This window comes from Lelliottia sp. RWM.1, from assembly GCF_016859735.1.
Lineage (GTDB): Bacteria > Pseudomonadota > Gammaproteobacteria > Enterobacterales > Enterobacteriaceae > Enterobacter.
Genome location: NZ_WLVC01000065.1, coordinates 1 through 14,968, shown reverse-complemented (window position 1 = coordinate 14,968; position 14,968 = coordinate 1). Strand labels below are relative to the sequence as shown.

Here is a 14,968-nt window from a genome sequence, read left to right as displayed (position 1 = left end):
GGAACGGTCTGCGTTGTCGGGAAGATGCGTGATCTGATCCTTCAACTCAGCAAAAGTTCGATTTATTCAACAAAGCCGCAAGATAGGTGAGAGACAGTACAATCGACTTCTGAGTTCAACTTGTCTTACCAGGAAAGCCAGCATACTTGCTGGCCTTTTTTTTGTTATAATAAACTCAGGCTTCAGCTGAATCTGTAAAATTACTGTTAATGAAACGGTATTTTAGGTTAATTTGGATGCTGTTACAGGAAGTGCGGATTTTTCCTAAATTTGTAAAAAACCTAAGAATTATCTTAATAAATCTGGTACTTAATTATTATTTTACGTAAAAAGTCTTTGTGGTTTAATGGTTATGTAAGGATTTTTTGATACCCTTATACCCGATGGACCTAAGGTCACTGACAACGATGTTCATGTAGAATCTTCGTTTCTGTAATCCCTTTTGTCCTTGTCCCAAATGATTGATTATTATAATAAAGGCTGATCGAATGCTATCTCGCAACTCACTAATACATGGTTTACGCCGAGACCAGTTAATCGGAGTTCTGACTATTTCAGAGTTTCCGGTAGTTATGGTAGAAAGCCACTTCATTCAGTCTGAGGTTATGGGAATAAAACCCGTAATTTTTAATATTGATGAGCTTCTTGTTTCTATATCCCCAATTTCCTCTCTTAAGTTCGATTGGGAGTGGGCCCCAGTTGATACAATACTCATTGAAGTTATCATTCCACCTGTAGAGTCAGACCTTGTAAGTGCAGAAAATGACTTCCTCCGTGATTCTGGTATTGGCCATATCCAGTGCGAGCCTGGCGGAGCATCAATACGACGTACAGTTACCTTCGTTGGTGGAATAACCGCTGATAACTTACTGTATCAGTTGAGGCTTATGTGCGTAAGCGCGTTAAAACTTTTAGGAGAGGAACTGGGGGATGAAGTCTAAGATTAGATATGTTTTATCTGGTTTTGTTGTGTTATGTGCATTTGCTGGAGTTTATAAAATCCTAAACAATGTTCCGGTTAAACCTGACCTTTTGGACTTCACTGGAAACACATTTAAAAAGACATCACTCTTCCTGCCATGTGATAAAAGCTCGCCTTCTTTAAACATTAAAATTGCTGATAACGAGAAAATCGTGATCAACGGCATCGCTTCAAAAGTAACTTTTGTTGAAAAGGCTGACCCCGTCAAAAGCCCTGGTTTTTGTGATGATCTTGATCTAAACAATTCTCGCCTTGTACATACGGCATCTTACAGCCTGGTGATTTCTGAAACCAAAACAGGATTTACACTATCAAATTTCAAGCATCTTGCCGATGATGAATCATTAGGCGGTATGTGGTTTTATCAAAAGTGACTTTTTATATGGCAACTTCAGACTTCGCTCTTAAAAACCATAATGTTAAAGCATTTGGTCAGGATGCAGCCCTTGTCATTGAGATGAACAATGAAGATGTTAGCTCATCAAAACCTTCACCTTTTTCAAATGAGATTGATAATTATTATCTTACATTGCACGTCGCTCCAAGGAACGCAAAAAAAGATTATGACTGGGGCTCAAACCGTTCTGTACTTCTAAAATTGTCGACGAATGAAGTTATGCAGATGGCATCTGTATTTCTTAGAATCATGCATACTTTAAAGATTGATAAGAGGAAAACCTCACATCATGGCCACGTCGTATACAAAAATATAAGCGTTACCCCAAACGAGAGGGGCGGTTTGTTGTTATCCGCAGGGATAGTTCCAGTCGATAAAGATGGCTTAAAACCCTTCATGCACATGGTCCCCGTCTCACAAATGGATTGCGTTAAAATTGGCCTCTACATACTTGGATATCTTGCTCAAAAAACGCCCTGGGTAAGCTCCGAGTCTATAATTACCGCGCTTCGCTTATCTGAAGCCAAGAATTCAAAATAGCGCATTAACATACGGAATATACGGAAAAATACAGGTTTTTTTAAATGTTATACGAACGGATATTTCTGTTTTTCATCGTAAAGTGAGTTTAATTTTGCTCAGAAAAACAGGTATTCGTCATGAGAAAATCAGGTTTAGGTTTAGCCCTGTTGTTTTCTTTAATTGCTCCGATTAAAGCGGTCTATGCTGAAGCGATTATGATTTCAGGAAAGCTACAGGCTGATTTGCCAGCCGTATCCTTTGACCCGGGGCCGGGCGACTTTGTTGCATACGTTAATTCTAACACTATCACTGCCTCAGGTGCAGGCACAGCCTGTAATGTAACGGTTGATGATCGAGCGACTTCCTCTGTTGATAACCTCGTTTGTTTTTTCGAGTGGTTACCCAATACCTTGGGATTAACTTCTAACGGCTTCACTCTTTCAGGCGTTCCCAACACCACCGGTGATTTAAAACTACCTTACAAGATTTCTTACTTCTCTGGTTCTGAACGGAAAAAAGTTGAAATAGTAAAAGGTGAATATTCAATCAAAAGTGTGGCACCGGTAAAACCAACTATCACCGGTCTTAAATCATCCCTGAACGGATTAGTCTATGACGGCTTTTCTTTCAAATCGTATTTAAAGGATGAAGCGATCAAAGATATCGCTGTTTCTGTTGAACCCCGCAATTATATTCAATACATCTCAATAGGTTCAGGCTCCGCCTGTGAAGTACCTATTGGCGGAACTTCCTGTACCATTGAAGTTGGAAGCATTAAGGCCAGTGATACAGATGAACTTTTGGGTTCACGTGATATCACAATTACAGCAAACTCTAAGAATAATTATTTCGCACCTCCTGAATCCAAAAAGCTTGTTGTTAACTGGGATTATCGGCCTCCTGTAGTAGACCATACACTTTGGAATTTTACCGATGAGGCTAAAACAATCAAAGTAGGTGGCCAGGACATCTATACCGGAGCCAAAACCGTTGCTGTGGCCGTTAAGGTACCCCAGCAAGAAACAGAAGGTGAATGGTGGCTCCCAACAGCTATGTCGCTCACTATGACTCCGGATGGCGTGTTTAAGCCGACGACTAAAGTGACTTTAGATGATGGCACTGAGATTGATTTCAAACAGTCCTGGGCAACCCCTTTACGTAGAACTTTACAGCCGGTAAGTGGACCTCAAAAAGTCGGTGATGAGTACCTCTATATCTTTGACTTAACGGATCTTATAAACGGGTCCTACGCAGCGACTTTTACAGTAGAAAATACGAGCAAAAACTCTTCTACGTACACTGAGCCTGAAAGCAAACTGATGCTGTCTGATAACCCAACGCTTATGGTTCTCAAAGATGGGCAGGTATTAACTAAACGAGCACCCGTATACTTCCTGAACGAGATTATCGTTGCAGCTTTCCAGGGGCAGGCTGGGGTTGCTGACATAAAATCAGTAACAATAGACAACAAAGTAGTTTCGTTAACACCTACAAATTATAAAGGTATTTACTACCTGCCGGTTGGAGACGATTTAGCAGTTAATTCGGATCACGAGATTACTGTGGTGGCTGAAAACCTTTATGGAAAAAACGTAAATTTCAGTACCGTGTTCACTTATCAACCTACTGGATTCACTCTTAAGAATCTGGAAAAAAACGTAACTCTTTACTCGCGCGTACGTCAGTATACGGACCTGCTTAGTCAAACAGCTGGTGATAAATGCACTCTGTTTACCACAGAGGAAAATGCGAATGCTTACCTCGCCTGGTATGGGGAAAAATCAGATGTTACAGCATGCTACCCTCAGTGGAACAATGTCCCTGATGGGTTGGAGTTCTATTTTAAAGGACGTACCCCGGGTCTAACTGGATTCTTTAATAAAACAGGTGAGAATCTGCTCGACTATCAAGTCTATATGATTAACGGGAAGGGCTCTAAAGCGGTTTCCGCAAGGAATCGCCGTACTCTGACCACACAATTACCATACAACCCGATCATCTCTTACAAAAAGAATAAAGTCATAGCAGGCATCAATCCGAACACTGCTCTGGCTTATACGACCGGGGGGGAGGCCGCTCGAATATTAGCGAAGGTGGTACCAGCTGACGTTACGATGATCGTCTCTCAAAACGGCTCTGAGGCTGTCAAAACGTCATTTAAAAATCGTTCCTCAAACAACGATGCAACGACCTTTGTACAAAGGGTCAAGGTTGCTGCTGCACCATTGTGGACAAAGAACGTCTTTGACATAGCTGTAGAATACTCAAAGGATCCAGAATTAAGAACTACAGACACCCTCAACGTATATACGGTGCCTGATTTCAATATTCGAGCATCGATGGAAGTGGATGACAAAAAAACAGCCACATCTCTTGAAGTGCCCTTAAAGGTAACAGTGGGGCGTTATAACAACTCCACACGTAAAAGTGCATTTGACCGTAAAACAATGGGAGAATGGGACGTCACGATATACTCTCAAAAAAGTGTATACGGCAAAGATCCAGAAACAGGCCGTTATAAAACTACATACGAAAGAACTGCGCTGACTGAAGCATTGCCGGTCAATGATGCGGGCATTGTCGAAACCAAGATTAAAATTGAAAATATGGATCTGGGTAATATGCGTCTGGTTGGTGTGGCTAAGGTCAGATCGCCATTCTCTGATTTTGAAATGAAACGTGAGACCAGTGCTGTAGGCATTCGAATCTATAAAGGTGAGGAACTGGAGGGTAACCTGTCGAAAAGCCTTATTATCGGAAGGATCCCACTTAGTACTCTGGTAAGCTTCAAATCTGCCAGTACGGCTAACTCTGATGCACTCGCCCCCACCGAATGGCAGCAGTCCTCTGATAATGGTCAAACCTGGACCATGCTTTCCGACATGACCGGAAAGAGAAGTGTAAGTATCAAAAAGACAGAAGTAGGAAAGTGGCTTTATAGGGCAAAAATGACTAATAAATTCACATCCAAGATTTCCTACACAGATGCCTTAACGGTAGTTACCTACAAGCAGCCTAAGCTCAGTATAGATGTTACAGACATTCTTCAGGGCTCAGATATACCTGTAACCCTGCTTGATAACGATGAACCTATACCAGCAGGCACCGCTGAGGTTCTCTGGTCAGAGGATAAAGTCAACTGGGTGCAGGGAGATACAACTTACACTGTGGCTTCAGCTGATACCCTACCGTCTACGATTTATGCCCGGATGCGTTACCTTGATTCCGATGAACTGGCAGAGGAGTCTTCATGGAAGGAAACGTCTGCTCGGTTGGCAGCCGCAAAACCCAAGCGCCTTTCTGTCTCGGTAACGGGGGTTTCAAAGGTAGAGGTTGGTCAAAAAGTTACTTTGGAAGGTAAGTTCACGAACCCTAACAGTAAGTACCAGAATGGTAATAACGTAGTTGAAGAATGGAAAACACCGGATGGCCAGACATTTAAGGGCTCTTCACTGTCTGTTACCCTTACTGAGCAAATGTTGGATAAACAGGGATATGCTGCTTTTGAATACAGTGCATGGTTAGCGGACAATAAGGAGAATACGGTTTCTACCCGTAGAGTTTCTGTCAAATCGTGGGTTTATAAATTTCCCGAGATGAAAATAAGCTCCAAACTTAAATACGACATGGCACCGACCACCCTACGCGTTGCGTTGAGCGGTATTAAGGATGGAGACTATCCTGGTGTTACTTATTCCCGTGAATGGATCTACGACAAAGAGAATCTGGTAATCACTAAAGATGAAGGTGACACCAAAGAATTTACAATTGAAAATCCTGGCAAATATACATTGATGGTTGTTTTCAAAGATAACCGAAACAATGAACAGCGTATCGAAAATACCTTTGTTGTCGATGAACAAACGCCAATGAACGTTGAGATGACACCCAAGTTCTCTAACAAATATATGAGAGCTCCACTCGATGTAACCTTAAGGTCAAACATCAAGCTATCTCATTCGGCGGACTCGATAGATACGGTCACATACAAGGTGAACGGTGAAGTAATACCCAGCGGCAAAAATTATTGGGCTCAACTGATCTCGGGTTTAAAAGAAAAGAAATACGAGATTACAATTGATGTTGTTAGTAAACTTGGACAGAGAGGTTCAGCATCTGTTGAGTTTGATGTCGTTAAAAACGCAGTGCCTAATTGTACATTGAGCTACACGGAAACCAACCTAAGCTGGAGCTTTACCAATAAATGTGATGATACTGATGGAAAAATGGTTAGATATGAATGGTTCATCAACGGCGAATTAAGGAACGTTTTCGGTAGTACGGCTACACTTTCTAAAAACCTTAACCGTGGTAAGCAGGACATAAAAGTAATTGCTTATGATGATAGTGGAGACTTTGCAACACAGCACGTGACAGTTTTCGGACCGGCTGAAGAGGCAAGTAAGTCTGAAAACACTGTATCAATACCAAGCAGTGAGTAGTTAATTTTTAAATATAAAGCCGGGACATTATGTCCCGGCTTTTTTATACCCAATAATTGGACCTTTGAAAAATTAATGTCGGAAAGTAACTTTGCTCCAAAGGCATCTTTCATGGCCGCTAACAAAGCTGCGTATACATGCTGAGGAATTAACATTCTTATAGGTGAATATTAGGTTGGTTTGCAGACTTCCGAGCGTTGAAAAACATGGATAATAATTACTTGGATAGAGGTGCATCTGCCTAGTAAAAATATTCTTCAGTGCCAGTGAGAAAAATATGAGCGACTACATACCTAAAAAGAGAGGGCTGCTTATACTGGATTGGTATGTCCCCCTTAATATTTTATTGCTGATTCTCGTTATGTGTGTCTTTTTCACCCGTTATACATTTGGATACGGTTTATTGAATGGGTGCCTGCCTGCTGATTTTTATATGATTGATCATTCGGATAAAAGTATTAAAACTGGTGAACTCATAGCATTTAACATGCCGAAATCGGTACGTTTTATCCCAGAAAATGAACGAGTCATAAAAATTGTTGCCGGTGTGGGCGGTGACAAACTTAAAGTAACAATGGATGGGGTTTATAACGGGGACAAATTTTTTGAAGCTAATGCACGTCGTATTTCGAAGAAATACAATATTCCGTCCATTTTGATTGAAAAAGAATTGATAATTCCTGAAGGCGAAGTTTTCCTAATTGGGCAAACCGATCACTCATGGGATTCCCGTTTTTGGGGAACAGTAAAGCTGAATTCAGTAATTGGGAAAACATATGCGATCTTTTAATGTAAATAAAAAATATTTACCAATACTTCCTGGACTTGCGTTATGTGCAGTTTTAAGTAATACAAATGCAAGCACTGAGTATCAACATGATGCTGACCTAATCGCTCAGCAAGCAAAAGGGCTTGGGGCACAGGCTAAAGGTGCACAGCAGCCAGATGGGGCTCTTAGCCTTGATGCTACGCTAAAATCACCAGATGTGCAGAAGTACATAGCGCAAGCTGAAGCACTCCAAAAAAACCAGGACCTGAGCAAGCAAATAAACCGTGGTTACGTCCCCGGTATGAATGCGGATAGTGTTCAAGCAGTTATAGACCATACCCAGGCTATCAGGGCCCAAAGTAATAACTCTGAAGCTGTCAACGATATAATTAGAAGACGTGATGAAATTCAAGAAAACGCCAGCCTTAATGAAGCGGCTCTGAAAGCTGTGGAAAATAAGCCGGAAGTCATGCGAGGACAATCTAAAAATATCGAAAAATTGTTTGGTTCCTCGGGCATCACAGCTGCTGACTTCGAAAGAAAAATGGATAGCACACGTGAAGAAGCACTATCAACTGAAAATGGAATAACGATCTTTGCTTCATTTAGCTTGCCGGATTATGTACTGGAAGACCTTCTACGTACGGCCTCAGAGCATAAAGCTCGTGTAGTTTTCAATGGTCTAAAGAAAGGAACTACTCGGCTACCAGAGACACAGGCAGCAATAAACCAAATGATTGTCAAAGGAAAATTTGAATCTCCTTTGATTACAATTGATCCTGATAGCTTCAGTCAGTATCAAGTAACTCAAGTACCGACAATTATTTCTAGGGAGCAAGCTCGTTTTGCAAAAATGGTAGGCTCCTTCAACGTTGAGTTTTTTCAGCGAGAACTTGCTAAAAAACCCGATCAGGATATTTTCCCGGTTGCTGGTACCACTTATCCCGTTGAAGAAAAGAGCATCATTAAAGAACTGGAAGAACGTGCACAAAAATATGACTGGGAAGGTGCAAAAAAAAGGGCCGTTTCTGACACATGGAAAAATCAATGGATGGTCGACCTCCCTCCTGCCCAGGAACACAAAGAATTTTTAATTGACCCTACAGTGAGGGTCACTCAGGACGTAAAAGATAAGCAGGGCCGTGTAATAGCTTCCGCCGGTGAGTTGATTAATCCACTTTCGAGATTTCCTCAAAACCTGACGATGATAATTTTCGATCCACTCAATCCGGGCCAGCTGGTATGGGCTGAGCAGCAGTATCGACAACGTCTGGGTAGTGGAAAAGTAATGCCAATGTTTACCCGTATCCAAAAAGATAATGGATGGGATCACCTAAATGATTTACGTGAAAAATTTAACGGTAAGGTGTTTAAAGTTAACGAACAGATCATCTCACGCTTTCAGATTAAAAACACACCTGCGCTTATAACTACTGACCAAGATAAATTCCGGATCACCCTGTTTAGCGAGGCAGAAGTCCGTGGTATCGGAGCCCCAAATCTTTCAGAGGAAAAATAAGATGAAACTCGGATTTATTATAGGCGCTCTCTTTGCAACATGGCTGACGCTAAATTATCCGGACCAGATGAGAAGTTATTTTACCAAAGCCGTCGACTATATCGAAAGTGTTGCAACATTTATTACATCCAAGTGAGCATGATGGTGAAAAAATTCAAAAAGTTACTTTTAGAGTTCATTGTAGCAGTTATGCTTTCGCTTTCTATACCGGGTATGGCTATGGCAGCAGATGCTGGAGTCCCTGGGGCTATGTGTCAGTCAGCTGGAGTGTGGCAGGGCTTGATTAAGAATATCTGTTGGAGCTGCATTTTTCCCATGAGGATAATGGGCATAGGGGCAGCTCCAGAAGGCGCTGCTCCTTCACGTCCGGGTTGCTACTGCACAGATCAGAACGGCGTACCGGAAATAGGTTGGCAATTGAGCTTCTTTCAGCCGGTGAAGATTGTAGAAGTTGTAAAGAGCCCCTGGTGCAGCCCCTTTCTTGAAGGCACGATGCTTCAAAAATCGCAGTTTGATATTGGTAAAAGCAACACAAATCAGCCAATGACAGCAACTGAAGCCGGATTTTACGATGTTCATCTTTGGGAGTTCCCAATCATGACAATGCTCAAATTACTGATTATTGGCGAGTGCACTGCTGAACCCTATATAGATGCCAGCCTGACCTATATAAGCGAAGTGGACCCTATGTGGGAAAGTGATCTGCTTACACTCGTCCTGAATCCAGAGGCAGTAGTTTTTGCAAACCCAATTGCCTCAATGGTGTGCGCTGCTGACTGTGTAGCAGTAACAGCAGGAAAGGATAATCTCGCTGCATACTTTTGTGCCGGATGCGATGGCAACCTTTATCCATTAACCGGCCACATTTACGCAAATGATGACGCTGTAAGGACGAGTTCACTGATAACCCAGCGTCTTCTGACTAAACTACATCGCCAGGGAATGCTGATGCGAACGATGGGAGCAGACGCAATGTGTGAGAAAACGTGGGAATACTTTACACCTCGTTCCCAGTATCGGCTTTCAATGCTTTTCCCAACTCCTGAGGCGAAAGGGCCGGATTGCTGTCATCGTCTTGGTGATTCGGTACATGACTGGTCAACCCTTAAAGGTGGGCGCAAAAAAATAGGCAATGATAATTATGTCTATATGTTGTGGCGTTACAATGACTGTTGCGTCAGATATATACCAGGCGCTTGATTTCTAAGGGTAAAAATAATGAAACTTAGAAAAACGATAGCTTCAACTATTATTGCATCAATGATTGCCAATACTATGAGTTGGGCTTTTTATATCTCTCTCATAAATATGGTAATGACTCCTCGTATTTATGCGGCAGACGCTATATTTGACCAGCTCGAAAGTAACTTTAATCTTGCTAATCCTAACGCAAATCGCAATGCGACAACCAGTGCTCAGGACATTGTTGAGAAGTACAAGAATGCGGATTCAGGCGAGAATGTCAGTGGGAAGATCACCGAGAAATACGTGGGTAAAGCCGAATCCGCTAATCTTAATCTCGGAAAGTATGGGGCAGGGAACTCAAATGAAAGTGTCATGAAAAATGCCGCATCCGATGGAAAGTCCATTGGTAGCGCCGTACAACTGCCGAGTATGTCTGGAGGGACAATCAATTCAAACTATACCAAGGAAGGGGCAAAGCTGCTCTCTCGGGATGCTAATGGCAACATTGGTATAAGCAGTAATCCCAATACTACTCCTGGAACCAAAACAAATACCGGAGAGATTTTCAGCTCAGAGCAAAAGCACAGCGATATTAAGTTCAATGCCGCAGATCGTTATGGGGATGAGGATGGCTTTGTAAACGATATAAAGAATCGGAAAAGCCAGTTATTTGATGCTCAAAGTTATGATGGCGTTGCCTACCGCACCCTCGTAAATGCTAACAAGGACAACCCGGCATCATCTATAAAGCCTAACGATCCCATGTTTACTGCGGGGAGAAATGAGATAACAAATGCTGTTGCTGGTACTGGAAACTGGCTTCAGAACTGTAATGTTGAGACCTCTAAAAAAACAGTAACCACACACTATCCTGATTACAAAGAGTTCTACTGTAACTCGCCTAAGCAAGATAACTTCAGCAGCTGCACGATAACCCGTGATTTTTCAGTCCCTGTTTACATTTCAGGCGGAAACGGAGACATGTCGATGTGCGGCGATAATTGTGTGCGTATATGGTTTGGTCGCCGTGATGACAACTACTGGAGTGACGGGGTATATGATAACGAACTGACATTAAAATTCCATCCGGATGCAAAATTGGCCTCAGCAAAGATTGTTAACGCGGAGTGGGATGACCACATGCGGGTAACACTTGATGGCACGCAGATTTTTGCTCACATAGATGGTGCATATCGAGAAAGTGACTATCCGGCTCCTAAGGGATCTTGGGAGTTAAAAAAATCGTGGAAACTCGACAAGGTTTACGATGTGACTGATAAGGTCAGAAAATCGGTGTATGAGGAGCCTGATCGAGAAGTGACAATGGCATCCAGAGTATGGGTTGGTGGGAAGGGTGAAGGGTATTTTGAGGTTGAGCTGACTTTTGAAAATATGAAGCTCGAAGATAAGCACGTCCAGGAACCAGCTGGTTGTTACGATGCTGTACAAGCTCCGAATACATTCTGCCGTTTCGATCGGTTTAAAGATATGGATGTTGGCACAAAACGGCTTCCGGAAAGCGTGCTTTCATTGGCAAAGCCTCTGTATGAAGGTGATAAAGGATTTCTTACCTGGAAGACAAACCTTGAAGGCTACTTTTGTGATCCATTGGCCAAAGACAAAATTTGCTCTTATGACGCTAGTGGAAAAATTATGAAAGACGCTAATGGAAAGGACCTCTGTTACAACTATGAAGAAATAAAGAGTATGCCTGATGCATGTAGTGCTTATAAAAATGATGCAGCATGTGTACTCGATAAACAAACATGTGCAGAGGGTTGGTTCGATGAGGGCACTAACAGTTGCTACATGTATGAACAGAAATACACCTGTGACAGAGGGAAGGATGTAGTTCGGGAGGTTGAATCTTCTACAAATGCCTGTGTTGGCATGATCCCATGTTCAGGTGGAACATGCGAAACTGGGCCAAAGGAAGAGAACAACGATTTTGGAAAAGTTGCGGCTTATTCAAACATGGTTCAGTACATGCAGGGCGAAGCCAAATGCGAAGACCCTAACGATGCCAATTCATGTTCCGTCTTTGAAGGAAAACCTGAATGGTGTGGTCGTTCAGTAGGCTTTGTAAATGGCCTGGCAAAGACGGACTGCTGCGAAGCACCACAGGGAACCGCAGGAGCACTTGAAGGTATCATGCTTGCCGGATCTATGATCAGAAACACAAACTGGACCAGAGTTAATGCTCAGCTAATAAAATGGACCGGCGGTGATACAGGTACATGGGCTTCTATGTCTAATGCGGTCGGAGAGTGGACTGCATCAGCTGGTAAAACAGTAGGGCAAATGTGGAACAACGTCACGAGCTCCTTAACGAGCGTATATGAAAACGTCGCTGGTAATCTAAGCAGGGCAGTTGGGTCTTCCGCAACTTCTGGAGGGGCAGGAGGTGCTGGCCAGTTGGCACAGGAAACAATGTCCAGCTTCGGTATAGGTCAGCTTAAGCAGATGGCAATGAAGAAAGCCTACGAATTGCTACCAGATACAGTTCGTGACTTTGTCTTTAAGAACGTTGCTACTACCGGAGGAGAGGTTGTCTTCTCGGCTGCGGTTCAAAACTTTATGCTTGCATTAAACGTGATCGGTTGGATTTATACAGCCTATCAGGTCACTAAAATGCTTTTAGAAATGTTGGTAGCATGCGACCAGAAAGAGATGGAAGCTTCTATTCATAAGAATCAAAAATCCTGTTTTACATTAGATACGGAACGATGCGTCAAATATCTGAATGTTGGTTTCACAAAGAAATGCGTTAAAAAAGCAACAGACATGTGCTGTTATAATTCCATGTTGTCACGCGTTATTATGCAACAAGCTTATCCGCAATTAGGAATAGACCCTGTCGCCTCTAATTGCGTGGGGCTATCAATAAAGCAAATACAGCAACTGGATTTCGATAAAATTGATCTGACGGAGTGGATTAATGATGCAGTTCAGGTAGGAGAAGTTCCTGATCAATATTCAAAATTCTCCGAAGAATCAATTGTGGAAAACTTACCATTCCAGAATGAGAACTATCAACTTCCATCAGAACGTACCAAGGAAGCAATGGGCGGTGAAGAAAATATGATAAAGGCCAGACAAGAAAATGCTCAGGCTATAAAAGAGGAAAATGTAGATTGTAGCTATTTACCTCGACCGGCCATATGTGAGGTAGGTTCAACTACGCTGGATCCGGTTACGGGCAAGCAGTTGCCGAAATATTGAAGAAGGGGCCGTTAGGCCCCTTTTTTAATTACTTGGCTTTCAATGTTTTTTCTGGGAAGCCTTTTTTACCGTATTCACCGGTAAAGAGGTAATAATCTTTTCCGTTGATGGAGGCTGCAACACCCCCTGGAGTTGTTGTATTTGGGCTATCAGAACGGAAAATGATACCCGAAAAATCAGCGCTTGTTTCGTTTCCTTTAAATGGGATGAACACATAACGAATTACAGCGTAATCACCAGCGGGAAGGTTTAGCTCAGGAATTTCGGTTCCTGTTGCGGGGCGAATCGCCTGAAAGCTGTACATTGAATCTGTAGGGAAAACATCAGCATCAGGCTTAGAGGGCAGATCACAGGTACTCCATTTATTGACGACTGCCATATCAATTTTACATGTGGCCAGAGCTGCTTTCTGTTTTTCAGGGTTGTATCCAAATGAGGCCTGAGTTGCTTTTGTATGCTCAAAAACATACTTAGCTCCCTCACGTACCAAACTTTCATCATTGTAAGGCAATTTTTTTGGATTGGGGACGAACACTAGGTATTGATTGACCTGGATGTATTCGGCGTCAGAAGAACTGTACAAAGAGCTGAGGCTCATGATCCCAAAACCTTTTAGACCGCCTGTTACGTAGCCCATCGAACTATTGATGAGATACTTAGAAAGAAAGTTGTCGGCATCCCCTCCAGGAGTAACCTCTTGCTCCTTAAAATTAACGTCGAAACCAGCAAACGAATAGGCATTCTTGGCGACAGAATCATTTGCATTAGCATGCCAGTACTGGCCGTGACTGTACGCATTCAGAGCGGTGCCTGGCGTAGTGCCGGTGTCACCGGCACAACCCGATAGGGAAAAACCAATGACGACAGAAGAGACCAGAGATACTAAACGTAAAAGTTTCATTTAAAGCCCTTTTTGTAATGTCTTTTGGAGATGGAACCATTATTCCATAGTCACGCGTTTCACAAACAACCTGATTGCATAAAAAAGGAAAAAAAGTGATTTCCAGTAGAACCAGCAGTACACAAGAAAAGCGCTTTTATAAAAATGTATAATTATTAAAACGAAGTAATGAGGTTGAAATGGGTAAGCCAACAGAAGAGCAAAGACCTGTTATCGAGAATGCTAGCGCAAACAATATGGTGATAGCAGCGCCTGGATCAGGCAAATCGTTCACCATGATAGAAGCGGTTATATCGATTCTCAAAAAGTATCCATATGCAAGAATCGGGATGGTGACCTTTACTCGCGCTGCAACAAACGCACTTGCAGCAAAGTTACAAAAGCGATTGAGCAAGAAGGATCTTGACCGGGTGCTGGTGGATACTTTTCACGGACTCGTTAAGAAGCAACTGGACATGATTCGCTGGCCGGGAAAGATGTTGATAGGGCCAGCACAGAGATCTGTCATTCACCGGGCTTTGAAAGAATCCGGTGTAACGATGAAGTTTGCTGAAGCTGAATTCGTTATTGATGCTATCGGCAGAGAAATGGATACGGATGTGATTTCAGTTCGGCATAACAGACAACAGATCCATTTGTTTAATACCTATCAGGCGTTATGCCAGAAAGACCATGTGGCGGACCTCAATGCTCTTTCAAAATTTGTTGTCGGTCAAATGCATTCGGGAAAAATGCGCACGTTAGATTTGACACATTTGATAGTAGACGAAGTTCAGGATACTGACTCTATACAATTCTCATGGATAGCATTGCATACAAGAGCTGGAGTCTATACGAGTATAGTTGGAGACGATGATCAGGCCATCTACTCCTTCAGATCCTCAGGAGGAGTCAAAATATTTCAACAGTTTGAAAAACACTTCAGACCTAACATATTTTACTTAAACACATGCTTTAGGGAAGGTGCGAATAAGCAGGTCATTTCTTCCCAAGCTGACTCGCTGATTAAAATTTCGCGGATCTGGGCCG

9 protein-coding genes and 1 pseudogene are annotated in these 14,968 nt (G+C 42.5%); 9 read left to right on the top strand and 1 reads right to left on the bottom strand.

Annotation, left to right across the window (positions count from 1 at the left end):
* Positions 1–488 precede the first annotated feature (488 nt).
* From hdtA to trhN, 8 genes are all read left to right on the top strand, one after another.
* Entirely contained in the window at positions 489–941 is a 453-nt protein-coding gene (gene hdtA, locus GF617_RS24995) for a H transfer determinant A (protein WP_000952689.1), read from the top strand.
* A complete protein-coding gene (locus GF617_RS24990) occupies positions 931–1,356 on the top strand; it encodes a hypothetical protein (protein WP_000836981.1) in 426 nt (141 codons plus the stop codon). The genes hdtA and GF617_RS24990 overlap by 11 nt, the downstream gene beginning before the upstream one ends.
* 8 nt (positions 1,357–1,364) lie before the next feature.
* Positions 1,365–1,919, top strand: a complete 555-nt coding sequence (locus GF617_RS24985; RefSeq protein ID WP_000235773.1) for a plasmid transfer protein — start codon at positions 1,365–1,367, stop codon at positions 1,917–1,919.
* Positions 1,920–2,038: 119 nt separating this feature from the next.
* Complete coding sequence (rsp, locus tag GF617_RS24980; protein ID WP_001232109.1) at positions 2,039–6,343, top strand: IncHI-type conjugal transfer protein RSP; 4,305 nt, start codon at positions 2,039–2,041, stop codon at positions 6,341–6,343.
* A gap of 277 nt (positions 6,344–6,620) precedes the next feature.
* Positions 6,621–7,133: an IncHI-type conjugal transfer protein TrhF gene (gene trhF, locus GF617_RS24975; protein WP_001286760.1), complete on the top strand. Its 513-nt coding sequence runs from the start codon at positions 6,621–6,623 to the stop codon at positions 7,131–7,133.
* Complete coding sequence (locus GF617_RS24970; protein WP_001256132.1) at positions 7,120–8,631, top strand: TrbC family F-type conjugative pilus assembly protein; 1,512 nt, start codon at positions 7,120–7,122, stop codon at positions 8,629–8,631. Before trhF ends, GF617_RS24970 begins: the two co-directional genes overlap by 14 nt.
* A gap of 144 nt (positions 8,632–8,775) precedes the next feature.
* On the top strand, positions 8,776–9,831 hold the full coding sequence (trhU, locus tag GF617_RS24965; protein WP_181231580.1) for an IncHI-type conjugal transfer protein TrhU: 1,056 nt from the start codon (positions 8,776–8,778) through the stop codon (positions 9,829–9,831).
* A gap of 18 nt (positions 9,832–9,849) precedes the next feature.
* Positions 9,850–13,038 carry an IncHI-type conjugal transfer protein TrhN gene (trhN, locus tag GF617_RS24960; RefSeq protein WP_000776701.1) on the top strand — a complete coding sequence of 1,063 codons (3,189 nt, stop codon included), beginning with the start codon at positions 9,850–9,852 and terminating at the stop codon, positions 13,036–13,038.
* A 28-nt stretch (positions 13,039–13,066) separates the two neighbouring features.
* Here the strand turns inward: trhN and GF617_RS24955 are convergent, their stop codons facing one another.
* The gene (locus tag GF617_RS24955) at positions 13,067–13,939 is read right to left on the bottom strand and encodes a hypothetical protein (protein ID WP_000771834.1); all 873 of its coding nucleotides are present in this window, start codon (positions 13,937–13,939) and stop codon (positions 13,067–13,069) included.
* Positions 13,940–14,118: 179 nt separating this feature from the next.
* Between GF617_RS24955 and trhI the strand changes: the two are divergent.
* Positions 14,119–14,968, top strand: a pseudogene (gene trhI, locus GF617_RS24950) (IncHI-type conjugal transfer helicase TrhI); the annotation flags it as partial.